Annotated in this window: 22 protein-coding genes; 13 read left to right on the top strand and 9 right to left on the bottom strand. The window is 32.5% G+C overall.

Going from position 1 to position 23,526, the window contains the following annotated elements:
- Positions 1-207: 207 nt before the first annotated feature.
- Together ACU4C5_RS08385 and topA are read right to left on the bottom strand one after the other, a co-directional pair.
- Positions 208-1,374: a formimidoylglutamase gene (locus ACU4C5_RS08385; protein WP_446843750.1), complete on the bottom strand. Its 1,167-nt coding sequence runs from the start codon at positions 1,372-1,374 to the stop codon at positions 208-210.
- A gap of 8 nt (positions 1,375-1,382) precedes the next feature.
- Positions 1,383-3,929 (bottom strand): type I DNA topoisomerase, encoded by a 2,547-nt coding sequence (gene topA / locus ACU4C5_RS08380; RefSeq protein ID WP_446843749.1) that lies wholly within the window; start codon positions 3,927-3,929, stop codon positions 1,383-1,385.
- 309 nt (positions 3,930-4,238) lie between these two features.
- Between topA and miaB the strand changes: the two genes are divergently transcribed.
- From miaB to groL, 7 genes are all read left to right on the top strand, one after another.
- Complete coding sequence (gene miaB / locus ACU4C5_RS08375) at positions 4,239-5,669, top strand: tRNA (N6-isopentenyl adenosine(37)-C2)-methylthiotransferase MiaB (RefSeq protein WP_446843748.1); 1,431 nt, start codon at positions 4,239-4,241, stop codon at positions 5,667-5,669.
- Between the two features lie 98 nt (positions 5,670-5,767).
- On the top strand, positions 5,768-7,042 hold the full coding sequence (locus tag ACU4C5_RS08370; RefSeq protein ID WP_446843747.1) for a sigma 54-interacting transcriptional regulator: 1,275 nt from the start codon (positions 5,768-5,770) through the stop codon (positions 7,040-7,042).
- Positions 7,043-7,107: 65 nt separating this feature from the next.
- Positions 7,108-7,620 carry an LptE family protein gene (locus ACU4C5_RS08365; RefSeq protein WP_446843746.1) on the top strand — a complete coding sequence of 171 codons (513 nt, stop codon included), beginning with the start codon at positions 7,108-7,110 and terminating at the stop codon, positions 7,618-7,620.
- Between the two features lie 9 nt (positions 7,621-7,629).
- Complete coding sequence (locus ACU4C5_RS08360) at positions 7,630-8,523, top strand: DUF8458 domain-containing protein (protein WP_446843745.1); 894 nt, start codon at positions 7,630-7,632, stop codon at positions 8,521-8,523.
- A gap of 3 nt (positions 8,524-8,526) precedes the next feature.
- Entirely contained in the window at positions 8,527-8,886 is a 360-nt protein-coding gene (gene secG / locus ACU4C5_RS08355) for a preprotein translocase subunit SecG (protein WP_446843744.1), read from the top strand.
- A 147-nt stretch (positions 8,887-9,033) separates the two neighbouring features.
- A complete protein-coding gene (gene groES / locus ACU4C5_RS08350) occupies positions 9,034-9,309 on the top strand; it encodes a co-chaperone GroES (RefSeq protein ID WP_446843742.1) in 276 nt (91 codons plus the stop codon).
- Positions 9,310-9,434: 125 nt separating this feature from the next.
- The gene (groL, locus tag ACU4C5_RS08345; RefSeq protein ID WP_446843741.1) at positions 9,435-11,063 is read left to right on the top strand and encodes a chaperonin GroEL; all 1,629 of its coding nucleotides are present in this window, start codon (positions 9,435-9,437) and stop codon (positions 11,061-11,063) included.
- Between the two features lie 95 nt (positions 11,064-11,158).
- On the opposite strand, the gene ACU4C5_RS08340 is transcribed toward groL, so the two are convergent.
- The 6 genes from ACU4C5_RS08340 to xrtF form a co-directional block, all read right to left on the bottom strand.
- Positions 11,159-11,365, bottom strand: a complete 207-nt coding sequence (locus tag ACU4C5_RS08340; protein ID WP_446843740.1) for a putative signal transducing protein — start codon at positions 11,363-11,365, stop codon at positions 11,159-11,161.
- A gap of 97 nt (positions 11,366-11,462) precedes the next feature.
- Positions 11,463-11,816: a heavy-metal-associated domain-containing protein gene (locus ACU4C5_RS08335; protein WP_446843739.1), complete on the bottom strand. Its 354-nt coding sequence runs from the start codon at positions 11,814-11,816 to the stop codon at positions 11,463-11,465.
- Between the two features lie 17 nt (positions 11,817-11,833).
- Complete coding sequence (locus ACU4C5_RS08330; protein WP_446843738.1) at positions 11,834-14,071, bottom strand: TonB-dependent receptor; 2,238 nt, start codon at positions 14,069-14,071, stop codon at positions 11,834-11,836.
- Positions 14,072-14,219: 148 nt separating this feature from the next.
- Positions 14,220-14,633 (bottom strand): HYC_CC_PP family protein, encoded by a 414-nt coding sequence (locus tag ACU4C5_RS08325; protein ID WP_446843737.1) that lies wholly within the window; start codon positions 14,631-14,633, stop codon positions 14,220-14,222.
- Between the two features lie 51 nt (positions 14,634-14,684).
- Entirely contained in the window at positions 14,685-15,113 is a 429-nt protein-coding gene (locus ACU4C5_RS08320) for an exosortase F system-associated membrane protein (protein WP_446843736.1), read from the bottom strand.
- The gene (gene xrtF / locus ACU4C5_RS08315; RefSeq protein WP_446843735.1) at positions 15,106-15,657 is read right to left on the bottom strand and encodes an exosortase family protein XrtF; all 552 of its coding nucleotides are present in this window, start codon (positions 15,655-15,657) and stop codon (positions 15,106-15,108) included. The genes ACU4C5_RS08320 and xrtF overlap by 8 nt, the downstream gene beginning before the upstream one ends.
- A gap of 97 nt (positions 15,658-15,754) precedes the next feature.
- Here xrtF and ACU4C5_RS08310 point away from each other — a divergent pair, with 97 nt between their 5' ends.
- Positions 15,755-16,210: an XrtF-associated fRMsr-like GAF protein gene (locus tag ACU4C5_RS08310; protein WP_446843734.1), complete on the top strand. Its 456-nt coding sequence runs from the start codon at positions 15,755-15,757 to the stop codon at positions 16,208-16,210.
- 21 nt (positions 16,211-16,231) lie between these two features.
- On the opposite strand, the gene ACU4C5_RS08305 is transcribed toward ACU4C5_RS08310, so the two are convergent.
- Positions 16,232-17,482 carry an ABC transporter permease gene (locus tag ACU4C5_RS08305; protein ID WP_446843733.1) on the bottom strand — a complete coding sequence of 417 codons (1,251 nt, stop codon included), beginning with the start codon at positions 17,480-17,482 and terminating at the stop codon, positions 16,232-16,234.
- A gap of 144 nt (positions 17,483-17,626) precedes the next feature.
- Between ACU4C5_RS08305 and purH the strand changes: the two genes are divergently transcribed.
- From purH to mrdA, 5 genes are read left to right on the top strand one after another with little or no spacing between them, the layout of a single operon-like run.
- Entirely contained in the window at positions 17,627-19,159 is a 1,533-nt protein-coding gene (gene purH, locus ACU4C5_RS08300; protein WP_446843732.1) for a bifunctional phosphoribosylaminoimidazolecarboxamide formyltransferase/IMP cyclohydrolase, read from the top strand.
- A 59-nt stretch (positions 19,160-19,218) separates the two neighbouring features.
- Positions 19,219-20,247 carry a rod shape-determining protein gene (locus tag ACU4C5_RS08295; RefSeq protein ID WP_446843730.1) on the top strand — a complete coding sequence of 343 codons (1,029 nt, stop codon included), beginning with the start codon at positions 19,219-19,221 and terminating at the stop codon, positions 20,245-20,247.
- A gap of 10 nt (positions 20,248-20,257) precedes the next feature.
- Positions 20,258-21,082, top strand: a complete 825-nt coding sequence (gene mreC / locus ACU4C5_RS08290) for a rod shape-determining protein MreC (protein WP_446843729.1) — start codon at positions 20,258-20,260, stop codon at positions 21,080-21,082.
- Positions 21,075-21,581 (top strand): rod shape-determining protein MreD, encoded by a 507-nt coding sequence (mreD, locus tag ACU4C5_RS08285; RefSeq protein ID WP_446843727.1) that lies wholly within the window; start codon positions 21,075-21,077, stop codon positions 21,579-21,581. The genes mreC and mreD overlap by 8 nt, the downstream gene beginning before the upstream one ends.
- On the top strand, positions 21,578-23,524 hold the full coding sequence (gene mrdA, locus ACU4C5_RS08280; protein WP_446843726.1) for a penicillin-binding protein 2: 1,947 nt from the start codon (positions 21,578-21,580) through the stop codon (positions 23,522-23,524). Before mreD ends, mrdA begins: the two co-directional genes overlap by 4 nt.
- Positions 23,525-23,526 lie beyond the last annotated feature (2 nt).

The raw sequence follows: 23,526 nt of genomic DNA, 5'->3' as shown, positions 1-23,526 counted from the left end.
TCATAGAAACTCGTGGTTAAAATTATTTTTAGTTGTTGATTTTTATATATATTCTGTTAAAAATATATGGTATTCAAAATTTAAGGTCGTAAACATATCTATATATTTTTAAAAAAACAATTTTTTTTTTACAATGATTGCATTTCGTCTATTAAAAATGCATTTCATCTATTATGACTGTGTTAAAATTTTAAAGAGCTAAATATACTAAAAACTATTCTTTTTATACGCTTTATACCATCTTTCTGGTATCTTTCCATGACTGGCTTCAACATAATCCTCATGGGTGCAAGGTAATAACGTATGTTTTTTTAATTTATTATTAACATTTGGTAAAAAAGGTATCTCTATCCACCAACGTCCAGTTTTTATACTCTTAAAAAATATAAGTTCTTCATCTTCAATAAGTACATTGTATTTCTGATACTGATCTGTGTCTTTAAAATCGTCATCTTGTACGCGACAATTGATTCCTTCAACAAAATACCAAATCATTTGCGCTATTAAAACAGCGGTCACATCATCGTCATAAGAAGGCTTGTATTCGTAAATCCCAAAGGAGGATACTTTATTACTTATTCCTGCATAACGTGAAATGGCACAAATTTCTTTTCCGTCTAATCCGTTAGGTGAATATTTTTGTCGAGAACCAACATCGGATGCTTTTACACTTTTTAAATCCACACTTACTATATGTGCATCTCTCATTACGGGCTCAACTAAACTAATATTATGAGAAACCTCTCCTAAACGGTAGGCTTCAAAATATAGTTTACCCATTAAATCTATTTGTTCTTGTGAATTAAAATAAGTTTGATAACCAATAGTTGAATAATTAAATAGATTAAAAGGTTCTTCAAGAATAATTTTCCCTAAGAAATCTGTACTATTTATAGAATTTATAGCACCTCCTAAATCAAAATTACTATCCACGTTCACTAAATTTACCATTGGCGAAATAGTGTCGTATGCGCGATAATTAGCATAGGTTAAATCTTGACTTCCTCCTAAAATTACAGGAATAACGTCTAGCTCTAATAATTTTGTAATTGTAATTTTTAGAGCATAATAAGTATCTTCAACACTTGCTCCGGGTTTTATATCACCCAAATCGGCTATGGTAGTGTGCCAATTTCCTGGAAACAGACTATATAACGACTTTCTAACGTCATCAAATTGAATAGCGTCTCCAATGTAATTGGCTTCATTTCTATTATCTAAAACACCTACAATTGCAACTGTTACACCCGTTAAGTCTGGAAACCCATCGTGTTCAGAATGCACTTTCAATTTTCGTCCTAATGCCTGATGAGATAACAACTCATTATGGTCTAAAACAAATTTTGAAACTGGTGAAAGAAAATTAAAATCCATGTATTAGCCTATTTCTTTTTTGCTGTTGTTGCTTTCTTTTTTACAGCTGCTTTTTTCTTCACTGGAGCTTTTTTCTTCGCCGGTGCTTTCTTTTTCGCAACTTTCTTTTTAGGTGACTTTTCTTCAATAAGTGCTTTTGCTTCTTCTAGAGTCATCACTGTTACATCAACAGTTTTAGCTAACTCTACTTTCACTTTCCCCTTAATTACATTATGTCGTCCCCAACGGGCTTTTTCAACACGAATACCTTCGTCTTCCCAATTATGGATTACTTTATCAATTTCTTTTTGAATTTTCTCATCAATAAGAGTTACAATATCTGTATCTGATAAATTATCCCAGTCATATTTTTTATTCACATTGATAAACATATTGTTCCATTTTATAAATGGTCCAAAACGTCCTTTACCTTTTTGTACAGGTAAATCTTTATACATATATATAGGTGCGTCTGCTTTTTGTTTTTCTTTAATTAAAACAATAGCATCATCTAACTCTACACTTAAAGGATCTGTTCCTTTTGGTAAAGACACATAAGCAGTACCAAACTTTACATAAGGTCCAAAACGACCATTATTAACTTCAACAGGTTCATCTTCAAAAACACCTAAAGCTTTTGGGAGTTGAAACAAGTCCATCGCTTCTTCGTAAGTAATTGTGTTTAATTGTTGTTCTGGAGACAAACTAGCAAACTGAGGTTTTTCTTCATCATCAACAGTACCTATTTGTACCATTGGCCCAAATTTACCTAAACGTACACTCACTTGTTTTCCAGATTCTGGATCTGTTCCTAAAATACGTTCTCCAGATTCTCTATCGGCGTTTTCTTGAACATCAACAACTACAGGATGAAAATCTTTATAAAAGGCTTTCATCATTTTTATCCAGTCTTCTTTACCTTCAGCAATTTCATCAAAATCTGCTTCTACTTTTGCGGTAAAGTTGTAATCTAAAATATTTTCAAAATGATTCACTAAAAAGTCAGTTACAATCATTCCAATATCAGTAGGTACTAATTTCCCTTTATCTGATCCTACTTTTTCACTTAATGTTTTATCAGCAATACTGTCGTCTTGCAAGGTGATTTGCGTGTAATTACGCTCTACACCATCTACCGCTCCTTTTTCAACATAATTTCTATTTTGAATTGTTGAAATGGTTGGCGCATAAGTTGACGGACGTCCAATACCAAGTTCCTCAAGTTTCTTCACTAAAGCAGCTTCAGTATATCTTGCTGGTGGTCTTGTGTAACGCTCGGTTGCGGTGATATAACTATTAAGTAATGTTTCATTGGTACGCATTGCAGGTAACATTCCATCTTGCTCGGCATCCTCATCATCTGTACCTTCTAAGTACACTTTTAAGAATCCTTCAAAAGTAATTACCTCACCATTTGCAGTAAATGTTTCTTTGTGCGTTGTTGCACTAATTTTCACGTTAGTACGTTCTAATTGCGCTTCACTCATTTGTGATGCAATGGCGCGTTTCCAGATTAAATCATATAATCTAGCTTGGTCGCGTTCTACATTCACTGTATGCTTTGAAAAATCTGTTGGTCTAATCGCTTCGTGAGCTTCCTGAGCACCTTTAGATTTTCCTTTATAATTTCTTGGCTTACTGTAATCATCACCGTAAGCGTTTTTAATTTCTGTTTCGGCACCTTTTTTAGCTTCGTCAGATAAGTTTACACTATCTGTTCTCATATAGGTAATTAAACCGGCTTCATATAAACGTTGTGCGTTTGACATTGTTCTACTTACAGAATACCCTAATTTTCTAGCGGCTTCTTGTTGTAATGTAGATGTTGTAAATGGAGCTGCTGGAGATTTTTTAGCTGGCTTTTTTTGTAAATCGGCAACTTTAAAGTCTGCTGATAAATTAGCTTCTAAAAATTTTTGTGCTTCGGCTTTTGAAGAGAAGTTTTTTGGAAGTTTCGCCTTAAAGGTTTGGCCATCTTCATTTGAAAATTCAGCATCAATACGATAAGATGCTTGTGCTGTAAATTCTTGTATATCACGTTCGCGTTCTACAATAAGTCTTACCGATACAGATTGTACTCTACCTGCTGATAATCCTCCTTTAACTTTACGCCATAATACTGGAGATAATTCATAACCTACAATTCTATCTAATACACGACGTGCTTGTTGTGCATCTACCAAATCATAATCTATACCTCTAGGGTTTTCAATCGCTTTTTGAATAGCTGTTTTAGTAATTTCATGAAATACAATACGTTTAGTTTTGTCTTTATCTAACTTTAAAGTCTCAGCTAAATGCCAAGCAATAGCTTCTCCCTCGCGATCCTCATCACTAGCTAGCCATACCATTTCTGCTTTCTTTGCTAAATCTTTCAGTTTTTTTACAACTGCTTTTTTATCTTTTGAAACTTCATATTTTGGTTTAAAATCACCTTCCACATCTACACCTAACTCCTTGGATGGTAAGTCGGAAATATGTCCAAAACTAGATTCTACCTTATAATCTTTTCCAAGAAATTTTTCGATAGTTTTTGCTTTAGCAGGTGACTCAACAATTACTAAATTCTTCGCCATATATCATTTTTTTAAGGCTACAAATGTATGTGAAAAAAAGTTTACGAGCCTAATTTTTCAAATTTTCAATTCAATTTTATCTAAATCGGACATAATATCCTCGTTTAAAATGAAGCATTTTCAACAAAACCTTAAGATATTCTTTGAAAATTTGATAATACCTTAATATATATTTAAACCGAAATCACGTTTACCTAACACTTCAACATATAAAAAGATAAAAAAATGAAACTGTCACTTTGTCACAATATCTAAAATAATAGTATCTTTGTATACTTATATAGACTGATTGTAATTTCAGTAAATGCTATGGAAAAAATTATTGACGAAAATAAACAGGGAAACGCTCTTATTGTAGAACAGAAGACCGAAAACACACGCAAACTTTTTATTGAAAGCTACGGCTGCTCAATGAATTTTAGTGATAGTGAGATTGTTGCTTCAATTTTATCTAAAGAAGGTTACAATACCACAACTGTTTTGGAAGATGCCGATTTAGTATTAGTAAACACCTGTTCAATTAGAGATAAAGCCGAACAAACTGTACGTAAACGCCTTCAAAAATACAATGCGGTAAAACGTATTAATCCAAAAATGAAAGTGGGGGTATTAGGTTGTATGGCCGAAAGACTAAAAAGTAAGTTTTTAGAAGAAGAAAAAATTGTAGATCTTGTTGTTGGTCCTGATGCGTATAAAGATTTACCAAATTTACTTGCTGAAGTTGAAGATGGTAGAGATGCTATAAATGTTATTTTATCTAAAGAAGAAACTTACGGTGATGTTTCTCCAGTACGTTTAAATACTAACGGCGTAAGTGCTTTTGTATCTATTACACGTGGTTGCGATAATATGTGTACATTTTGTGTAGTACCTTTTACTAGAGGACGCGAACGCAGTAGAGATCCACAAAGTATTATTGAAGAAATTAACGATTTATGGAGCAAAGGTTATAAAGAAATTACGCTACTTGGTCAAAATGTAGATAGTTACCTTTGGTATGGTGGTGGTATGAAGAAAGATTTTGTAAAAGCTACCGATATGCAAAAAGCAACGGCAGTAGATTTTTCTAGTCTTTTAGCATTATGCGCTAATACACAACCAAAAATGCGTGTGCGTTTCTCAACATCTAACCCACAAGATTTAACGTTAGATGTAATTGAAACTATGGCGAAACACCATAATATCTGTAACCATATTCACTTACCTGTGCAAAGTGGTAGCAACAGGATATTAAAAGAAATGAACCGTTTACATACGCGTGAGGAATATTTTACATTAATAGATAACATTCGTCGTATTATTCCTAATTGCGCAATTAGTCAAGATTTAATTGCAGGATTCCCAACAGAAACCGAGCAAGATCATCAAGACACTTTAAGTTTAATGGACTATGTAAAATACGATTTTGGATACATGTATTCATATTCGGAACGTCCAGGAACACTTGCAGAGCGAAAAATGGAGGATGATGTTCCTGAAGAAGTTAAAAAACGACGTCTTAACGAAATTGTAGCGTTACAGCGTACACATAACGAATTAAGAACTAAACAACACCTTAATACTGTAGTTGAAGTTCTTGTAGAGCGTCAATCTAAAAAATCAGATCAACAATGGTCTGGGCGAACTTCTGAAAATAAAGTGGCTGTATTCCCAAAAGGAAAATATGTAATTGGAGATTTAGTGAATGTAAAAATCACCGATTGTACAAGCTCAACACTTATTGGAGAAATTGTGGAATAAACAACACTAACTAAAATAAAAAAGAACAAAGTTGACCGATTAAAACAGAAGACCTATAAATAGGTATTTTAAAATCCAGATACTTTTATTTACTATATATGGAATCTATACAAGCTATTAAACAACGCTTCGGCATTATTGGTAACGACGACAAACTTAATCGTGCTATTGAAAAAGCGATACAAGTTGCACCAACAGATATTTCGGTTTTAGTTACCGGAGAATCTGGAGTTGGTAAAGAAAGTATTCCTAAAATTATCCATCAATTATCACACAGAAAACACGGTAAATATATTGCTGTAAACTGTGGAGCAATTCCGGAAGGAACTATAGACTCTGAACTTTTTGGTCACGAAAAAGGCGCATTTACAGGAGCTTCTGCAACCAGAAACGGATATTTTGAAGTTGCAGATGGTGGAACTATATTTTTGGATGAAGTTGGAGAATTACCATTAACGACACAAGTACGTTTATTACGTGTGTTAGAAAATGGTGAATTTATAAAAGTAGGATCTAGCAAAGTTCAAAAAACAAACGTACGTATTGTTGCCGCAACAAACGTAAACATGTTTGACGCCATTAAAAAAGAAAAATTCAGAGAAGATTTATACTACAGATTAAGCACTATTGACATCCCTTTACCACCATTACGTGAGCGAAAAGATGATGTGCATTTATTGTTCAGGAAATTTGCGAGCGATTTTGCTTTAAAATATAAAATGCCAACCATAAAACTTACCGACGAGGCTATTGTTTTACTTATAAAATACAGATGGTCTGGTAATATTAGACAATTACGTAATGTTGCTGAGCAAATTTCGGTATTAGAACAACACAGAATTATCAACGCTACAACATTACAAGGATACTTACCTAATATCAACAATAACTTACCCGCAGTTATAAACACCTCAAAATCTGAAAGTGATTTTAGTAGTGAACGAGAAATACTATACAAAGTATTATTTGACATGAAAAGCGATTTAAATGATTTAAAAAAGCTTACTATGGAACTCATGAAACATGATAACGTAAAAGATGTAAAGAAGGATAATGAAAGTTTAATTCAAAAAATTTACGGTGAAGATAATGATAATGAAACACATGATGATGTAACAATTGAAGATCTAAGCGTGTTATCTTTACCTGAAAAAGGTACAGAAACCAACACAATTATTAGCGATGATTTACAAGACAAATATCATTTTGCTGAAGAAATTGAAGAAGAAGAAACCCTTTCATTACACGATAAAGAATTAGAATTGATTAAAAAATCTTTAGAGCGTCATCAAGGAAAACGTAAATTGGCTGCCGCAGAATTAGGTATTAGCGAACGTACCTTATATAGAAAAATTAAACAATACGATTTATAATTTCACGTTAGTATTATTTAATTCCGTTGAAATAAAATAGAATAAATTAGCAACAAATTACACGCATGAAACATATTTTTAAATACACATTACTTATTGTTATCGCACTTACAACCTTTGGATGTAAAGTACAATACGGATTTACAGGAATCTCTATCGGGCCAGAAATAGAAACTTTTCAAGTCAATTATTTTCAAAATAACGCGGCATTAATTGAACCTGGATTAGACAGAGATTTCACACAAGCTTTGCAAGATCTTATACTAAACCAAACCAGTTTAAGTTTAGTTAATTCAAACGGAGATTTAACTTACGAAGGTGAAATAACAGAATATCGCATCTCCCCTACCACTGCAACTGCCGATAATACTGCAGCACAAAACAGACTAACCATTAGTGTGCAAGTACGTTATTATGATAAAACTAATTTTGAAGAAGAGTTTAATCAACGTTTTTCATTCTTTTACGATTATGATGGAGACGAACAACTTACCGGATCAGCAAAAACAACAGCACACGAAGAAATTTTTGACCGCTTAACACAAGATATCATTAACGCTACATTAGCAAAATGGTAATTTAAATTTATGCAGTTACAAGATTTTACAATATTAATACAAAACCCACAAGAGGTGAGCATCACACAAATAAGTGACCTCACAGCACTAATTGCGCGGTATCCGTATTTTCAACCTGCAAGAACGTTATACTTAAAAGGACTTAAAAATAACGGCAGTTTCAAATACAATCAAGAATTAAAAACAACAGCAGCACATACCACAGACCGTAGTGTTTTATTTGATTTTATTACTTCGGAAGCATTTAACCAAAATAAAATATCGCAACAAATAAAAGAGAATCTAGAGCATTTAAAAACATTAGACATTAATGATGCCGATGATCTTTCGGTAAATAAAAATGTAACACTAGATGACATTCTAAAAGAACAAATTGATGCTACCGAAGGTGTTTTAGATCCTAATTTATTTGAAGAAAAAACCGATACTGAATTAGCCCTAAAAATCAACACACCTGATGCTATAGAAAAGCAACTTCAAATTGGAGAACCTCTAGATTTCTCCAAAAATGAAACCCATTCTTTTTCCGAATGGTTAAACATTACACGCTTTAATCCTATTGAAAGAAACCCAGAAATTGAAGAAAAAAAGGCTAAAAAAATAAAAATAAAAGAGATTTCATCACAAAATAATTTCGATCTTATTGATAAATTTTTAATTGCAAATCCTAAAATAAAACCAACCAAAGAAAACAAGCCAACCCCCAATCTCGCTAAGTCTACTGAAGTTCAAAACGATGAACTCATGACCGAAACTTTGGCAAGAATTTACTTGGAACAGAAGAATTATAACAAGGCAATTCAATCTTATAAAATTTTAAGTTTGAAATATCCAGAAAAAAGTGGTTTCTTTGCAGACCAAATTAAGGCAGTAAAACAATTACAAGAAAAAAATAACACATAAATAATGAATACTTTTACAATCTTTTTAATCCTTATAGTGCTAGTTGCATTTTTATTAGTTGTAGTAATAATGGTTCAAAACCCTAAAGGTGGTGGATTATCTTCTTCATTTGGAGGAGGTGGATCTCAACAAATTGGTGGTGTTAAAAAAACCGGAGACTTTTTAGATAAAAGTACTTGGGCTTTAGCAACACTTCTTTTAGCTTTAATCCTTGTGTCTAGTGTGGCAATCAACGGAGGTAATGGCGCTACAGAATCTAAAGCTTTAGATGTAGATGCAGCAACAACTGCTCCTATTGAATTAGCTCCAACAACAGATACTGCAACACCTGCAGCAACAACAGAAAACGATAGCGCTAAATAAAAATTAGCCTTTAACATAAAAAAAAAGCCAACGAAATATCGTTGGCTTTTTTTTGTGACTGAAAGTTTGTCAGTCAGCTTTCATTGGCACATTTTTAGTACTATCACATAGTATAAAACAAAATTTAATTAAAAAAACATATAACAAATGGGCTTAAACATTAAACCACTAGCAGATAGAGTTCTTATTGAACCTGTAGAGGCTGAAACTAAAACAGCATCAGGAATTATAATTCCGGATAACGCAAAAGAAAAACCTCAAAAAGGAAATGTTGTTGCTGTTGGTAAAGGAACAAAAGATGAGCCAATGACTGTTAAAGTTGGTGACACTGTTCTTTACGGAAAATACGCTGGTACTGATCTTAAATTAGAAGGTAAAGACTATTTAATTATGCGTGAAGCAGATATTTTAGCAATTATCTAAAATAAATAACAGCTTGTTTAATTACAAGCAACGTATTATTACAATTAATAAATTATAAAACACAAACGTTTCTATACACAAGTGCTAAAAAACTTTAAATATTGAAACTTTAAATTCATACAAAAATGGCAAAAAACATAAAATTTGATATCGAAGCTCGCGACGGATTAAAACGTGGTGTAGATGCATTAGCAAATGCTGTAAAAGTAACTTTAGGACCAAAAGGTCGTAATGTAATTATAGGAAAAAGCTTTGGAGCTCCACAAGTTACCAAAGATGGTGTTTCTGTTGCAAAAGAAATAGAATTAGAAAACCCATTAGAAAACATGGGTGCTCAAATGGTAAAAGAAGTTGCTTCAAAAACCAATGATTTAGCAGGAGATGGTACAACTACCGCTACTGTTTTAGCTCAAGCAATTGTAAAAGAAGGATTAAAAAATGTTGCCGCTGGTGCAAATCCAATGGATTTAAAACGCGGTATTGATAAAGCGGTTTTAACTATTACTGCAGAACTTGAAAAACAAGCTCAAAAAGTAGGTAGTGATTCAGATAAAATAAAACAAGTAGCTGCTATTTCTGCTAACAATGATGATACTATTGGTGATTTAATTGCCAAAGCATTTGGAAAAGTTGGTAAAGAAGGTGTAATTACTGTTGAAGAAGCTAAAGGAATGGAAACTTATGTTGACGTTGTTGAAGGTATGCAATTTGACAGAGGTTACTTATCTCCATATTTTGTAACAGATGCAGATAAAATGATTGCTGATTTAGAAAATCCATACATTTTATTATTCGATAAAAAGATTTCTAACTTACAAGAAATTCTTCCAATCTTAGAACCAGTTGCACAATCTGGACGTCCGTTATTAATTATCGCTGAAGATGTTGATGGACAAGCTCTAGCAACATTAGTAGTAAACAAATTACGTGGTGGATTAAAAATTGCTGCTGTAAAAGCACCAGGATTTGGAGACCGTCGTAAAGCCATGCTTGAAGATATCGCTATCTTAACAGGTGGAGTTGTAATTTCTGAAGAAAGAGGATTCTCTTTAGAAAACGCTGATTTATCAATGTTAGGAACTGCAGAAACAGTAACTATAGATAAAGACAACACAACAATTGTTAACGGTGCTGGTGATGCTGAAATTATAAAAGGTAGAGTAAACCAAATTAAAGCTCAAATTGAAACTACAACTAGTGATTACGATAAAGAAAAACTACAAGAACGTTTAGCTAAGTTAGCTGGAGGTGTTGCAGTACTTTATGTTGGTGCAGCTAGTGAAGTTGAAATGAAAGAGAAAAAAGATAGAGTTGATGATGCTTTACATGCTACACGCGCAGCTGTTGAAGAAGGTATTGTTGCTGGTGGTGGTGTTGCTTTAGTGAGAGCTAAAAGCTTGCTTGAAAAACTAACTGGTGAAAATCTTGATGAAGTTACAGGAATTCAAATTGTAGCACGTGCTATTGAAGCACCTTTACGTACTATTGTTGAAAATGCAGGTGGTGAAGGTAGTGTTGTTGTATCAAAAGTATTAGAAGGTAAAAAAGACTTTGGTTACGATGCTAAAACAGATCAATATGTTGATATGCTTAAAGCTGGTATTATAGATCCTAAAAAAGTAACACGTATCGCATTAGAAAATGCGGCATCGGTTGCTGGTATGATTTTAACTACAGAATGTGCTTTAATTGATATTAAAGAAGATGCTCCGGCTATGCCTCCAATGGGTGGTGGTATGCCAGGAATGATGTAATCGAAATTATCGAGACACAGCTTCAGTTTATTATAACTAAAAAAAACGCTTCAATTAATTTTGAAGCGTTTTTTTATTCTAAATAAATCATTCTTTTATTCTGTCGACAGTGAACTTAAAACGGCTAGAGTTTTTGTTTCATCTTCAGTATTTACATAAATTTCAATTTCTCCTATAACACCTGCGTAGGAAGAATCCATTTTATTTATTTCAAAAAAAGAAATCCCTTCCTCATTCAATCTGTTTTTTATACCCAGAGCCTCCACCTGTGAAGTTCCTGAAAAAATAAGTGCTCTTGCCATAATTTCATATTATTAGTGATACAGTAATATACATATTTTTTGTGAGAAAAACAAGACAAAAAAAAAGCCTGAATAGATATTCAGGCCTTATAAGCATTTACTCTTTATGATCATCTTTCACAGCTTCATCTCTGTAATAACAACATGGGTGTAATGCGCTGTATGCGTCTTGTGTAGCTTTAACTTTTGGAGTATCATGCCCAACAGCTACTACTTTTTTTTCAATACTATCTAAGTTTGTTTTACGAGCATCAAAAATAACTTTCAGTTCGTGAGTTTTCACGCTCCAAATAGCGCTTTTTACACCTTTAGTTTTAATAGCTGCTTTTTCAATGCGTTCTTTACACATGCCACAAACACCATCAACTTGTAAAGATCCTTTTTCATTTTTGTTTTGTGCAAATGACACGCTCGCTACTAATAGCGTTAATAATACAATTAGTTTTTTCATAATTCTTTGTTTTATTTTTATAATATTTTAAATCTTAAACCTGCATAATACATACTTCCAAAAATTGGACCATATACAAAACTAGTATCAAAGTTAGCTCCAAAAGGATCGTCTGCTCCAATAATAGGATCGCTTTGTCTAACATTAGTTATATTCTCTCCTCCTAAATATACTTCAAATTTAGAAGAAAACACTTTAGTGACTTGCGCATTTAAAGTTCCTATAGTTGGTGTGTATTCATCTCTTTGATATTGAGACGGACTACTTGATGTGTTTGTAAAACGTTGTTGTCCTAACCAATTATATGTTACATCAAACTTCCATTTCTCAATCACACCATGTCCTGCTGTTTGATAAGATGCATTGGCGAAAAAACGGTGTTTTGGAGTTAATGCCTTCTCTAAGGTTTCGGTTTGATACGTTGTTTTTACATCGTATAATTTGTAGGCTAAACGCATATCAAAATTTGTAAAAGCATTGTAGCTTACTTCTGCCTGAAAACTATTAGCATAACTTTCGCCATCTAAATTGTAAAAATTCACTTCTTGAGGATTTTCCCAATCGGCAACAATTTGATTTTGAAAATCGGTACGGTAATAATCTAACGTTATATCTGCTTTTCTTCCTAAGAAGTTAAATCCTTGTAAGAAAGATACGCCATAATTCCAAGCAATTTCTGGATCTAACCCATAAATTTTACCACCTGAATTTAAAATATTAATCTGTCTTGATGTTGAAAATATATTTTGATTTTCAGCAAAAATATTAGCACTACGTTTTCCACGACCAAAAGAGGCTCTGAATGCTGCTTTTTCCCATGGCGTATATCTTGCATGTACACGTGGTGTTACAAAAAAACCTAGTCTATTATGCTGATCTGCTCTTAAACCTACGGTTAAATTTAAACGCTCCAAATTATCAAAAGCATATTCTACATAAGCGCCAACAGAATTATCTGTACGTTCAAAATCTGTTGTACTTAAAGTTTCATCATAATGATCGTAAGTAAAACTAACTCCTGTGTTAAATTTATGTCTAGAATCACTAATAATTGAACTATAATTAACACTAGAATATACGCTATTATGCTTAATATTATAAGTGTTTAATCCAAAATAAGACTCTTGTTTATGATGACTTGCTGCAAATTGTGCACTTAAATTTTGCCAAGGCACTTCTGGGTTTACGTATCCAAATTTACCTGAAAAATCAAAACGTTCAGTATTAATTTCGCTACCCCAAGCATTTGTAGTAAGCTTATCTGTATCTGGGTTAAAATCAATCTCACCTGTTTGTTTTTCGTCATTAAGATATCTCACATTAAGAAAACTGACCAAGCCTTTTTCGTTATTAGTATATTGCCAACGATTCATCACATTTATTTGATTATAGATTGGCATATCCATAAAACCATCATCATTAACATCGTGCTTTTTTTGATGCGAATTCCCATGAATATACAATCCTGTACTCCACTTATCACTTACTTTAGTATTAAAGTGTGTATTTAGCTCTAAACGCTCACTAGTAGCGCCATATAAATTTAAGAAGAAACGATTATCTTTTGATGGTTTTTGAAGTTCGGCATTAATTTGTCCTGCAATACTTTCGTATCCATTAACAACGCTACCTGCTCCTTTAGTAATTTGAATACTTTCAACCCAAGTTCCTGGTGTAAAACTCAACCCATAAGCCTGTGCTGCACCACGAACGGTTGGGATATTTTCCATAGCTATTAAAATATATGGACTCGTTAAACCTAACATACGTATTTGTCGTGTTCCCGAAATAGCATCGGCAAAATTAACATCAATAGACGGGTTGGTTTCAAAACTCTCAGAAAGGTTACAACACGCCGCTTTTAATAACTCATCGCTACTAACTGTCATAATATTTTGAGCAGCTAAATAAGATTTTGAGGTAGATTGTTTTCTTGAGGTAATGGTAATTTCATCTAAATCACTTGTAGGTTGAAGATTATGAGTAATCGATTTTGAATCTCTAACAGTTAAGGTATCGGTTTTGTATCCCACATAACTAATTACGAGTTTTTTATATTCGGGTTTATATGGAATTGAAAATTCACCATCTAACCCCGTCACTACACCAACGGTAGTATGTAACCAATACACATTTGCTCCTGCCAATGGGATTGTTTTTTGGTCTGAATTTGCTTCTAGAATCACACCATCTAGAGTGTTTTGTGCACTCAATATCATGGGGCAAAACAATAGGAAATATAATATTTTATACATTTATTTTTTGTTTTTCATTTTAAATAATTTCAGTAAACGGCTTAATGATTGCTTGATAAAACAATGATTTTATATCAATTACAATCAAAAAAGGGTATAGTCAGGCATATTTCTGCGGAAGCAAAAAAAAGCATAACTTCTAAAAATATCAAATGACAAACACTTGATCGAGCACTTGTATGTCTGCAACCAAGTTGGGTGGGGAATAATCTTTATGAGGTATTACTTGTTGTTGTAAACCTTCAAAAAGGTTAATAAAGGAATAAGCATAACTTGAAATAAATAATTGTTGAAAATCGGCTAAATCGTCAAAATCTCTAAATTTCAACCCGTCCTGACCTTTAACAATTTCAGTTTTATTTGTACAACAATGATCTTCTATATGCGCTTCTTCTACAAAATCATCAACAGCATCACCGCAGTTTTCTGCTTTAGAAAACACTGCAACAGCCATTAAGTTTTCGCCACAATAATGTTTATCTACGGTAAAATATACTGTAGATATAAGCACTAAAATAGCTAATGCGACTGAAAACGTTTTATGTAAAAGTGTTGTTATCACGTTGCAAAAATACATAAAAAGAAAATAGATACTAACACAACGATTAACATTTTATTTATTCAACTTATAATAATAAAATGCTGGTAATAGTAGTAATAGCAGTATAGGTTGAATTAAAAATCGTCTGAAATTAAAAAACAAATAATAAGCTTCTTGTTCTGGATTAATCACAAAATACAAGAAAATTAAAATTAGCACCACAAAAGCGACTACATATATAAGTGTAGAAAACTTTAAAATAGATTTGTCTTTAAAAAACAAATAAATAACACCCAATGAAACCACCGAATTCATCACATATCGCAACGAGGTAAATAGCGTTAGTTTTAAAATTTCTCGTCTTGGAAAATCCATATGGAGATAATCGTTTTTAAAAAACGATAAATATGGGTCATAAAATAATTGATCCTCAAAAGCACGAATAAGCACCAAAATTAGAAACAATAAAAAGATGCAGATATATTTGAGAAGTTTACTCATTTGTTTTTTTTAATTTCGAAAAACGATTAACCCAAAACATCCACAATAAAAATACAATACCGTAAATTATTAATGGAAATATAACGGTGTGTAAAATTTCTTTCCGCCAAGGATAATTGTATAATCCTATTGAGAGGATGGCAATACGTATAATATTTACAGCATAAATAAGCACACTTCCTGCTAGGAGATAAAAAATCGTGCTTTTGAGTTTTCCAGCAAAAGCGATAATAAACGAAATAAATAAAATAATTACGCTTATTGAGTTACATCCTTCCACTACACGCGCTACATATTTCCCATTTAAAATTAATTTAACAGAGGCTTCTTCTGTATGTTGCGACACCGTAGCATCGTAACCAAAAGTATGAATAAGTGATTGACTTTGTTTGGCTACTAAATTGGTTATATAATCTGTTTTAAATTCCCCACCAGTCGAATAACCTAAATACGTATTATACATTACTGTAAGCACTAGATATACCAACAAAAAAGTGATTATAAATTTCACTACAGATTTATATTTTACAAATAAGTGTTTCACTTTAAAAAATTACAGGCGTTAATGAGTGTTAAATTTATACAAATTGAAGTTTTTATGTCTCTGTTTTAAGATACTTTTACAAAAAAAATTAAAAATCATGAATTTCGAGCTCCTAAAAACCGAAATAAAGACTATCATATCTAACACAGAAACTGATACTAACAAAAAGTTAATGACTATTTGTGAAGTTTTAGAAAGCAATGTTTCATATTACAACTGGGTTGGATTTTACTTTAAAAATGGAGATAAAAATGAACTAAAAATTGGTCCATATGTTGGAGAACCTACAGATCATACTATTATCCCTTTTGGAAAAGGTATTTGCGGACAGGTTGCTGTGAGTAATGAGAATTTTGTAGTTGCAGATGTTGCTGCTCAAGACAATTATATTGCCTGTAGCATAACTGTAAAGGCTGAAATTGTAATTCCTATTTTTGTGAATGGTGAAAATTTAGGACAAATTGATATTGACTCAAACACTCCTGATCCTTTTACTGAAGCAGACGAACGTTTTCTAGAATTTGTATGTAGCGAAGTAGCTACAATTATTTAATATTTAGGTTAACCCGAAAATTTACATTCCCGTCCTAATCGCTTCAACAGGATCTAATCTAGATGCTGAAATTGCAGGAATCACTCCCGATATTAATCCAATTAATGTAGAGAGAGAAAATCCTAAAAACATATTTCCGAAAGATAAGATAAACTCAAAATCTCCGGTAAAACTTGAAGCGATTAAGGACACAATCCACACAAATACCAAGCCTATCAATCCGCCAATTACAGCTAAAATAACGGCTTCAAATAAAAACTGAAATAATATAAATCTGTTTTTAGCACCTAGTGATTTTTGTATTCCAATAAGGCTTGTACGTTCTTTAACACTTACAAACATAATATTGGCAATTCCAAAACCTCCAACTAATAATGAGAATCCACTAATAATCCACCCCATTCCATTCATGGTGGCAATAATACCATCAATAGCATCGGTCATTCCTGATAGTTTATTTACAAAAAAGTTATCGGGCTCATCAGCTTTTAAAGCTCTATAGTTTCTGTATTTTTGTTTTAAAACTTGCTCAAAAGCAGCAATATCTACACCTTTTTTAGGTTTTATAATTACAGCTCCCGCAATACCATCACTACCTCCATTTTGAAAACGTCTTACAAAATTAGCTGGTACAAATGCTTTTTCGTCGGGAGAATCTCCTAAACCAGAACCCATTTTTTTAAGCACTCCAATTACAGTTAACTTTCTACCGTAAACACGTATTGTTTTTCCGATAGGGTTAATAGTTTTAAATAAATTTTCGGCAATAGTGTTACCTAAAACAATTACTGGTGCACCAGATACAGATTCAGATTCTGTATAAAAACGGCCATTTTCAACCTTTAAACTTTCAATATCATATATTCCGTTTGAAACCGGCGTTACATTTACACCTGCAATAGTTTCACCTTCATATTTTATAGTTTCCGAACCACCAAAAATCACATAAGCTGAAGCTTCAATATTAGCAATATTACGTTGGATAAATTCAAAATCATCATGTTCAACTTGTTTAAAATTATCACGTTGCCAACGTGGCACATCGGTAGGACCAAAAGAATATTTGGTTAAATAAATAGTATTTTTATCTAAACCACTTAACTGATCTTTAATATTTCTATCTAAAGAATCAACGGCTGCAAGAACTGCAATAATTGAGAAAATCCCAATAGTTACACCCAATAACGACAAAAATGTTCGCAACTTATTATTACGAAGTGCATTGATGGCAAACGTAAAACTTTCTTTAAATAAGCGTAAGTAAACTAGCATGTTATTGAATGGATTATATCGAATTTAAAGATAGGACGTTTTTTAGTAAATTTTGTTACAAAAAACACAAATAAACTCTACGATGTAGTCATTATATATAGGTATAATGTTTATTTTTGCATTTTTAAACCACACAACAACACAATGAACAACAACAAAACTATTAAATCTGCATTAATCTCTGTATTTAGCAAGGATGGATTAGCACCAATTGTAAAAGCATTAGATGCACAAAATGTAACGATTTACTCTACTGGAGGTACTGAAAAATTTATAAAAGACTTAGGTATAAACGTCGTACCAGTTGAAGATGTCACCTCTTACCCTTCAATTTTAGGAGGTCGTGTAAAAACATTACACCCTAAAGTTTTTGGAGGAATTTTAAACCGTCAGAATAACGAAAGTGATGCTGCCGAGTTGGAAGAATTTAATATTCCACAAATTGACTTAGTTATTGTTGATTTATATCCTTTTGAAAACACTGTAGCTTCTGGAGCAAGTAACCAAGATATCATTGAAAAAATTGATATTGGAGGAATTTCTTTAATTAGAGCTGCTGCCAAAAATTATGCAGATGTAATTTGCGTATCTTCTGTTGAAGATTATAATGAGTTCTTAGAACTTTTAACTTCTAAAAACGGAGAAACTTCTGAAGCAGATAGAAAGCGTTTTGCTGCAAAATCTTTCAATGTATCTTCTCATTACGATTCGGCTATTTTCAATTATTTTAATACTGAAGAAGGAATTACATCTTTCAAAATCAGTAAGACTAACGGAAAAGCGTTACGTTACGGAGAGAATCCACACCAAAAAGGATTTTTCTACGGAAACTTTGATGAGATTTTCACAAAGCTTCATGGAAAAGAATTAAGCTACAATAATCTTTTAGATGTAGATGCTGCTGTAAATTTAATGAACGAATTTAAAAACGACGCACCAACATTTGCCATCTTAAAACATAATAACGCTTGTGGATTAGCACAACGCGATACTTTACACCGAGCCTATACCGATGCTTTAGCTGGAGATCCAGTATCTGCTTTTGGAGGGGTTTTAATTTCTAATACTGAAATTGACAAAGCAACAGCAGAAGACATTCACAAATTATTTTGTGAAGTTGTAATTGCACCTTCTTTTTCTGAAGATGCTTTAGAAATCTTAAAAGGAAAGAAAAACAGAATTTTATTAATTCTTAATGATATTGCTTTACCTCAAACTTCTGTTAGAACTTGTTTAAACGGAGTTTTAGTTCAGGATAAAGATAATATCACAGACACTTTAGAAGATTTATCTAATGCGACTAACAATAAACCAACAAATAACGAGTTAGAAGACTTAATATTTGCTTCTAAAATTTGCAAACACACAAAATCTAATACTATCGTATTAGCTAAAAACAAACAATTATGTGCAAGTGGTACAGGACAAACAAGTCGTGTAGATGCTTTAAACCAAGCTATTCATAAAGCACAATCTTTTAAATTTGATTTAGAAGGTGCAGTAATGGCGAGTGATGCATTTTTTCCGTTTCCTGATTGTGTAGAGATTGCAAAAATCGCAGGTATAAGCTCTGTAATTCAACCAGGAGGATCTATAAAAGATCAATTGAGTATTGATTACTGTAATGATAATAACGTTTCAATGGTATTTACGGGTACACGTCATTTTAAACATTAATTTTATTACTTTTACAATCCTCTAAATGAAATAAATAACAATCATACAACAAATAGCATATGGGATTTTTTGACTTCTTAACCGAAGAAATAGCCATAGATTTAGGAACAGCAAATACATTAATTATTCATAACGACAAAGTTGTTGTAGATAGTCCATCAATAGTTGCCAGAGACCGAATTTCAGGAAAAATAATAGCTGTTGGTAAAGAAGCCAACATGATGCAAGGTAAAACTCATGAAAACATTAAAACAATTAGGCCGCTTAAAGATGGTGTAATTGCAGATTTTGATGCTTCTGAGCAAATGATAAGTATGTTTATTAAAAACATACCCGCATTAAAAAAACGATTATTTCCTGCAGCATTACGTATGGTAGTTTGTATTCCATCAGGAATTACAGAAGTAGAAATGCGAGCTGTAAAAGAATCTTGTGAGCGTGTTAACGGTAAAGAAGTATATTTAATACACGAACCTATGGCTGCGGCAATTGGTATTGGTATTGATATTATGCAACCTAAAGGAAATATGATTGTAGATATAGGTGGTGGGACTACAGAAATTGCAGTAATAGCTTTAGGAGGTATTGTTTGTGACAAATCTGTAAAAGTTGCCGGTGATGTATTTACAAATGATATTATTTATTACATGCGTACACAACACAATTTATATATTGGTGAACGTACTGCTGAAAAGATAAAAATTCAAATTGGTGCAGCGACCGAAGATTTAGATTTACCACCAGAAGACATGAGTGTTCAAGGTAGAGATTTATTAACAGGAAAGCCTAAACAAGTTCAAATTTCATATAGAGAGATCGCGAAAGCTTTAGACAAATCTATTTTAAGAATTGAAGATTCTGTAATGGAAACCTTATCGCAAACACCACCAGAATTGGCAGCCGATATTTACAATACAGGAATTTATCTTGCCGGTGGAGGATCAATGCTAAGAGGGCTAGACAAACGTCTTTCTCAAAAAACAGATTTACCAGTTTATATTGCTGAAGACCCATTAAGAGCGGTAGTAAGAGGTACTGGAATTACCCTGAAAAACCTTCCTAAATTTAAAAGTGTATTGATAAAATAAGTAGTTACATATGCAACAAATCATCAACTTTGTTATAAGAAACAAAACATTTCTTTTGTTCTTAATGTTGTTTGGTGTATCACTTGCTTTAACAATTCAATCTAATTCATATCAAAAAAGTAAGTTTATAAATTCTGCCAATTTTTTTACTGGCGGAATTTATAAGCAAGCTAATGGTATTGGTCAGTATTTTGATTTAAAACAAGAAAACGACATCCTTCTCGAAGAAAACAATAGACTAAAATCTTTACTTTTCAACAAAAAATCAATACTAAAAAACACAGATACCCAAGACAGCACATTATACAGCGGTAATTATAATTTAACGCCAGCAAAAGTGTACAAAAACAGCTATTCGTTACCTAAAAATTATATTACTATAAACAAAGGAAGTAATGATAGTATTTTTGAAGACTACGGAGTAATTACCTCAAAAGGGATTGTTGGTATTATTGATAATACGTCTGGAAATTACGCCAGTGTTTTATCTATTTTAAATACTAAAAGCCGAATTAATGCGCAGTTAAAGAAATCAAACCACATAGGATCGTTAGTTTGGAATGCTGAATCATCTCAATTAGCACAACTTATTGATGTTTCTAAATTTGCACCTATTGCCATTGGTGATACAATTATTACAGGTGGGCAATCTACTATTTTCCCTAAAGGAGTTCCTATTGGAACAATAAACACTTTTAATGTGGATAATAATGGAGACACCTATACAATTGATGTGAAATTATTTAACGACATGACGAATATTGGTCATGTATATATCATAAAAAACAAGGATGCTAAAGAAATTAAAAAACTACAAAACGCAGTAGATGAATAATTCTGTAGCCACAAAAACCGCACAATTTATAGCACTTGTACTCATACAAGTTTTGCTACTTAACCATATTAATTTTTTAGGTTACGTTAATCCGTACCTTTATATTATATTTATTTTCTTATTCCCCATAAGAAGTAATAAGTCTATTATTATTGCTTTAAGTTTTTTATTAGGATTAACTATTGATATTTTTTCTGATTCAGGAGGAATTCATGCTGCCGCCTGTGTTACCATAGCATACGTACGTCCTTTTATCTTAAAATTTTCTTTTGGAATGCTTTACGAGCATCAATCTATAAAATTCAGTCAAACTGAATTAGGTAACCGATTGCTTTACTTTTCGCTATTAGCTTTAATTCATAATTTTGTTTTATCATCATTAGAAATATTTAACATATCAAAAATAATTTTAATACTTCAAAAAACGTTATTCTCTAGTATATTCACTATACTCTTATGTTTTTTAATTTCTATTTTATTTAGCAAAAAGCGTCGATGAGAAAACTCTTATTATTATTTACAGTTGTTGTTGTTGGACTAATTTTTATTGCACGATTATTTTATTTACAAGTTTACAATCAAAGTGCCTACAACCCACTTGAAGACAATGCCATTAGAAAAGTATACGATTACCCTAAAAGAGGTTATGTATACGATCGCAACGGTGTACTTTTAGTTGCCAATCAACCATCTTATGATGTGATGATAATTCCCCGTGAAGTAGAACCACTTGACACCATCGAATTTTGTAACTTATTAAAAATTACTAAAGAAAAATTTATAAGTACATATAAAAAAGCAAGACATTACTCGCCCCGGTTACCTTCTGTTTTTGTGCCACAACTCTCAAAAAAAGATTACGCTGTACTTCAAGAGAAAATGCGAAAATTTAAAGGCTTTTATATTCAAAAGAGAACCTTAAGAGATTATCAAACCTCGATTGGAGCTAATGTTTTAGGAGACATTGGAGAAGTTAACCAAGCTATCATCAATAAGAAACCCTATTATAAAATGGGAGATTTAATTGGTAAACAAGGTATTGAAGTTTCTTACGAGGAAACATTAAGAGGTATAAAAGGTATTAAATTTATACAAAAAGACCGCTTTAATAGAGATATTGGCCCATATAAAGATGGAATTTTTGACACCTTACCAGAACCAGGAAAAGATATTAATATCACTATTGACGCACAACTTCAAGCCTATGGCGAAATGCTAATGAAGCATAAACGCGGTGGAATTATAGCTATTGAACCTAGCTCTGGAGAAATTTTAGCAATGGTTTCTGGACCAAGCTACAATCCCAACTTATTAGTAGGTAGAGACCGCTCTAAAAATTACACAAAAATGCATTATGACACCATAGCAAAACCACTTTTTGATCGTAGTTTGATGGCACAATATGCCCCGGGATCACCATTTAAAGTAATCAATGCACTTATTGGATTACAGGAAGGTGTTGTAACAGCTCACGAAAGTTTTGCTTGTAGAATGGGATATTACTACGGAAGTAGAAAACTCACCGGTTGTCACCACCATAAAAGCCCTGTTGATATGAATGCAGGAATCGCACAATCATGTAACGCTTATTTTGTAAATGTATACAGACGTATTGTTGAAAAATATGATGATGCTGGTGAAGGTTTAAATGTGTGGGCAAACCACGCTAAGAGTTTTGGATTGGGCGACTTTTTACACAATGATTTATCGGTAGGAAGACCTGGTAGAATTCCAGATGGTGATTATTACGACAGACAATATGGTGATAACCGTTGGGGATCAACCTATAATGTATCAAATGCCATTGGCCAAGGAGAAGTTGAAGCAACACCAATACAGCTAGCAAATATGGTTGCTGCTATTGCAAATCGCGGCTATTATTACACACCTCACATCATTAAAAGTATTGAGAACGATACCATCCCTAAACAATTTCAAACTAAAAATCACACTACAATAGATAAAAAGAATTTTGATCCTGTAGTAGAAGGAATGTTTGATGTATTTAATAAAGGAACCGCACAATCACTACAAGTTCCAGGTATTGAAATTTGTGGAAAAACAGGAACTGCCGAGAACTTTATGAAAATTGACGGTAAAACTACACAACTTACAGATCACTCTATTTTTGTGGCATTTGCACCTAAAGATAATCCTAAAATTGCAATTGCTGTTTTTGTTGAAAACGGTTATTGGGGAAGTAGATTTGCAGGAAGAATGGCCAGTTTAATGATTGAAAAATTTATTAACGGTAATATTACCCGTACAGATTTAGAAGATTGGATTTTAACCCACAGTTTAGAGGACGAATATAAAAAACCATATTCAGGTGAGCCTTTTAATATCAATAGAGGTTCTCTTTTACAAGTTATTGACAACTATAAAAATGAAGATAATACAGATGACGTAACAATTAGCACGTCTCAAAAACCAAGTTTATAATA

The sequence above is a fragment of the Lacinutrix undariae genome (assembly GCF_052934785.1).
This window is presented reverse-complemented; position numbering and strand designations above follow the sequence as displayed.

Bases quoted from the DNA above. Each gene is read 5' to 3' on its own strand.
- ACU4C5_RS08385 (WP_446843750.1), bottom strand. From the start codon at position 1,374: ATGGATTTTAATTTTCTTTCACCAGTTTCAAAATTTGTTTTAGACCAT.
- topA (WP_446843749.1), bottom strand. From the start codon at position 3,929: ATGGCGAAGAATTTAGTAATTGTTGAGTCACCTGCTAAAGCAAAAACT.
- miaB (WP_446843748.1), top strand. From the start codon at position 4,239: ATGGAAAAAATTATTGACGAAAATAAACAGGGAAACGCTCTTATTGTA.
- ACU4C5_RS08370 (WP_446843747.1), top strand. From the start codon at position 5,768: ATGGAATCTATACAAGCTATTAAACAACGCTTCGGCATTATTGGTAAC.
- ACU4C5_RS08365 (WP_446843746.1), top strand. From the start codon at position 7,108: ATGAAACATATTTTTAAATACACATTACTTATTGTTATCGCACTTACA.
- ACU4C5_RS08360 (WP_446843745.1), top strand. From the start codon at position 7,630: ATGCAGTTACAAGATTTTACAATATTAATACAAAACCCACAAGAGGTG.
- secG (WP_446843744.1), top strand. From the start codon at position 8,527: ATGAATACTTTTACAATCTTTTTAATCCTTATAGTGCTAGTTGCATTT.
- groES (WP_446843742.1), top strand. From the start codon at position 9,034: ATGGGCTTAAACATTAAACCACTAGCAGATAGAGTTCTTATTGAACCT.
- groL (WP_446843741.1), top strand. From the start codon at position 9,435: ATGGCAAAAAACATAAAATTTGATATCGAAGCTCGCGACGGATTAAAA.
- ACU4C5_RS08340 (WP_446843740.1), bottom strand. From the start codon at position 11,365: ATGGCAAGAGCACTTATTTTTTCAGGAACTTCACAGGTGGAGGCTCTG.
- ACU4C5_RS08335 (WP_446843739.1), bottom strand. From the start codon at position 11,816: ATGAAAAAACTAATTGTATTATTAACGCTATTAGTAGCGAGCGTGTCA.
- ACU4C5_RS08330 (WP_446843738.1), bottom strand. From the start codon at position 14,071: ATGTATAAAATATTATATTTCCTATTGTTTTGCCCCATGATATTGAGT.
- ACU4C5_RS08320 (WP_446843736.1), bottom strand. From the start codon at position 15,113: ATGAGTAAACTTCTCAAATATATCTGCATCTTTTTATTGTTTCTAATT.
- ACU4C5_RS08310 (WP_446843734.1), top strand. From the start codon at position 15,755: ATGAATTTCGAGCTCCTAAAAACCGAAATAAAGACTATCATATCTAAC.
- ACU4C5_RS08305 (WP_446843733.1), bottom strand. From the start codon at position 17,482: ATGCTAGTTTACTTACGCTTATTTAAAGAAAGTTTTACGTTTGCCATC.
- purH (WP_446843732.1), top strand. From the start codon at position 17,627: ATGAACAACAACAAAACTATTAAATCTGCATTAATCTCTGTATTTAGC.
- ACU4C5_RS08295 (WP_446843730.1), top strand. From the start codon at position 19,219: ATGGGATTTTTTGACTTCTTAACCGAAGAAATAGCCATAGATTTAGGA.
- mreC (WP_446843729.1), top strand. From the start codon at position 20,258: ATGCAACAAATCATCAACTTTGTTATAAGAAACAAAACATTTCTTTTG.
- mreD (WP_446843727.1), top strand. From the start codon at position 21,075: ATGAATAATTCTGTAGCCACAAAAACCGCACAATTTATAGCACTTGTA.
- mrdA (WP_446843726.1), top strand. From the start codon at position 21,578: ATGAGAAAACTCTTATTATTATTTACAGTTGTTGTTGTTGGACTAATT.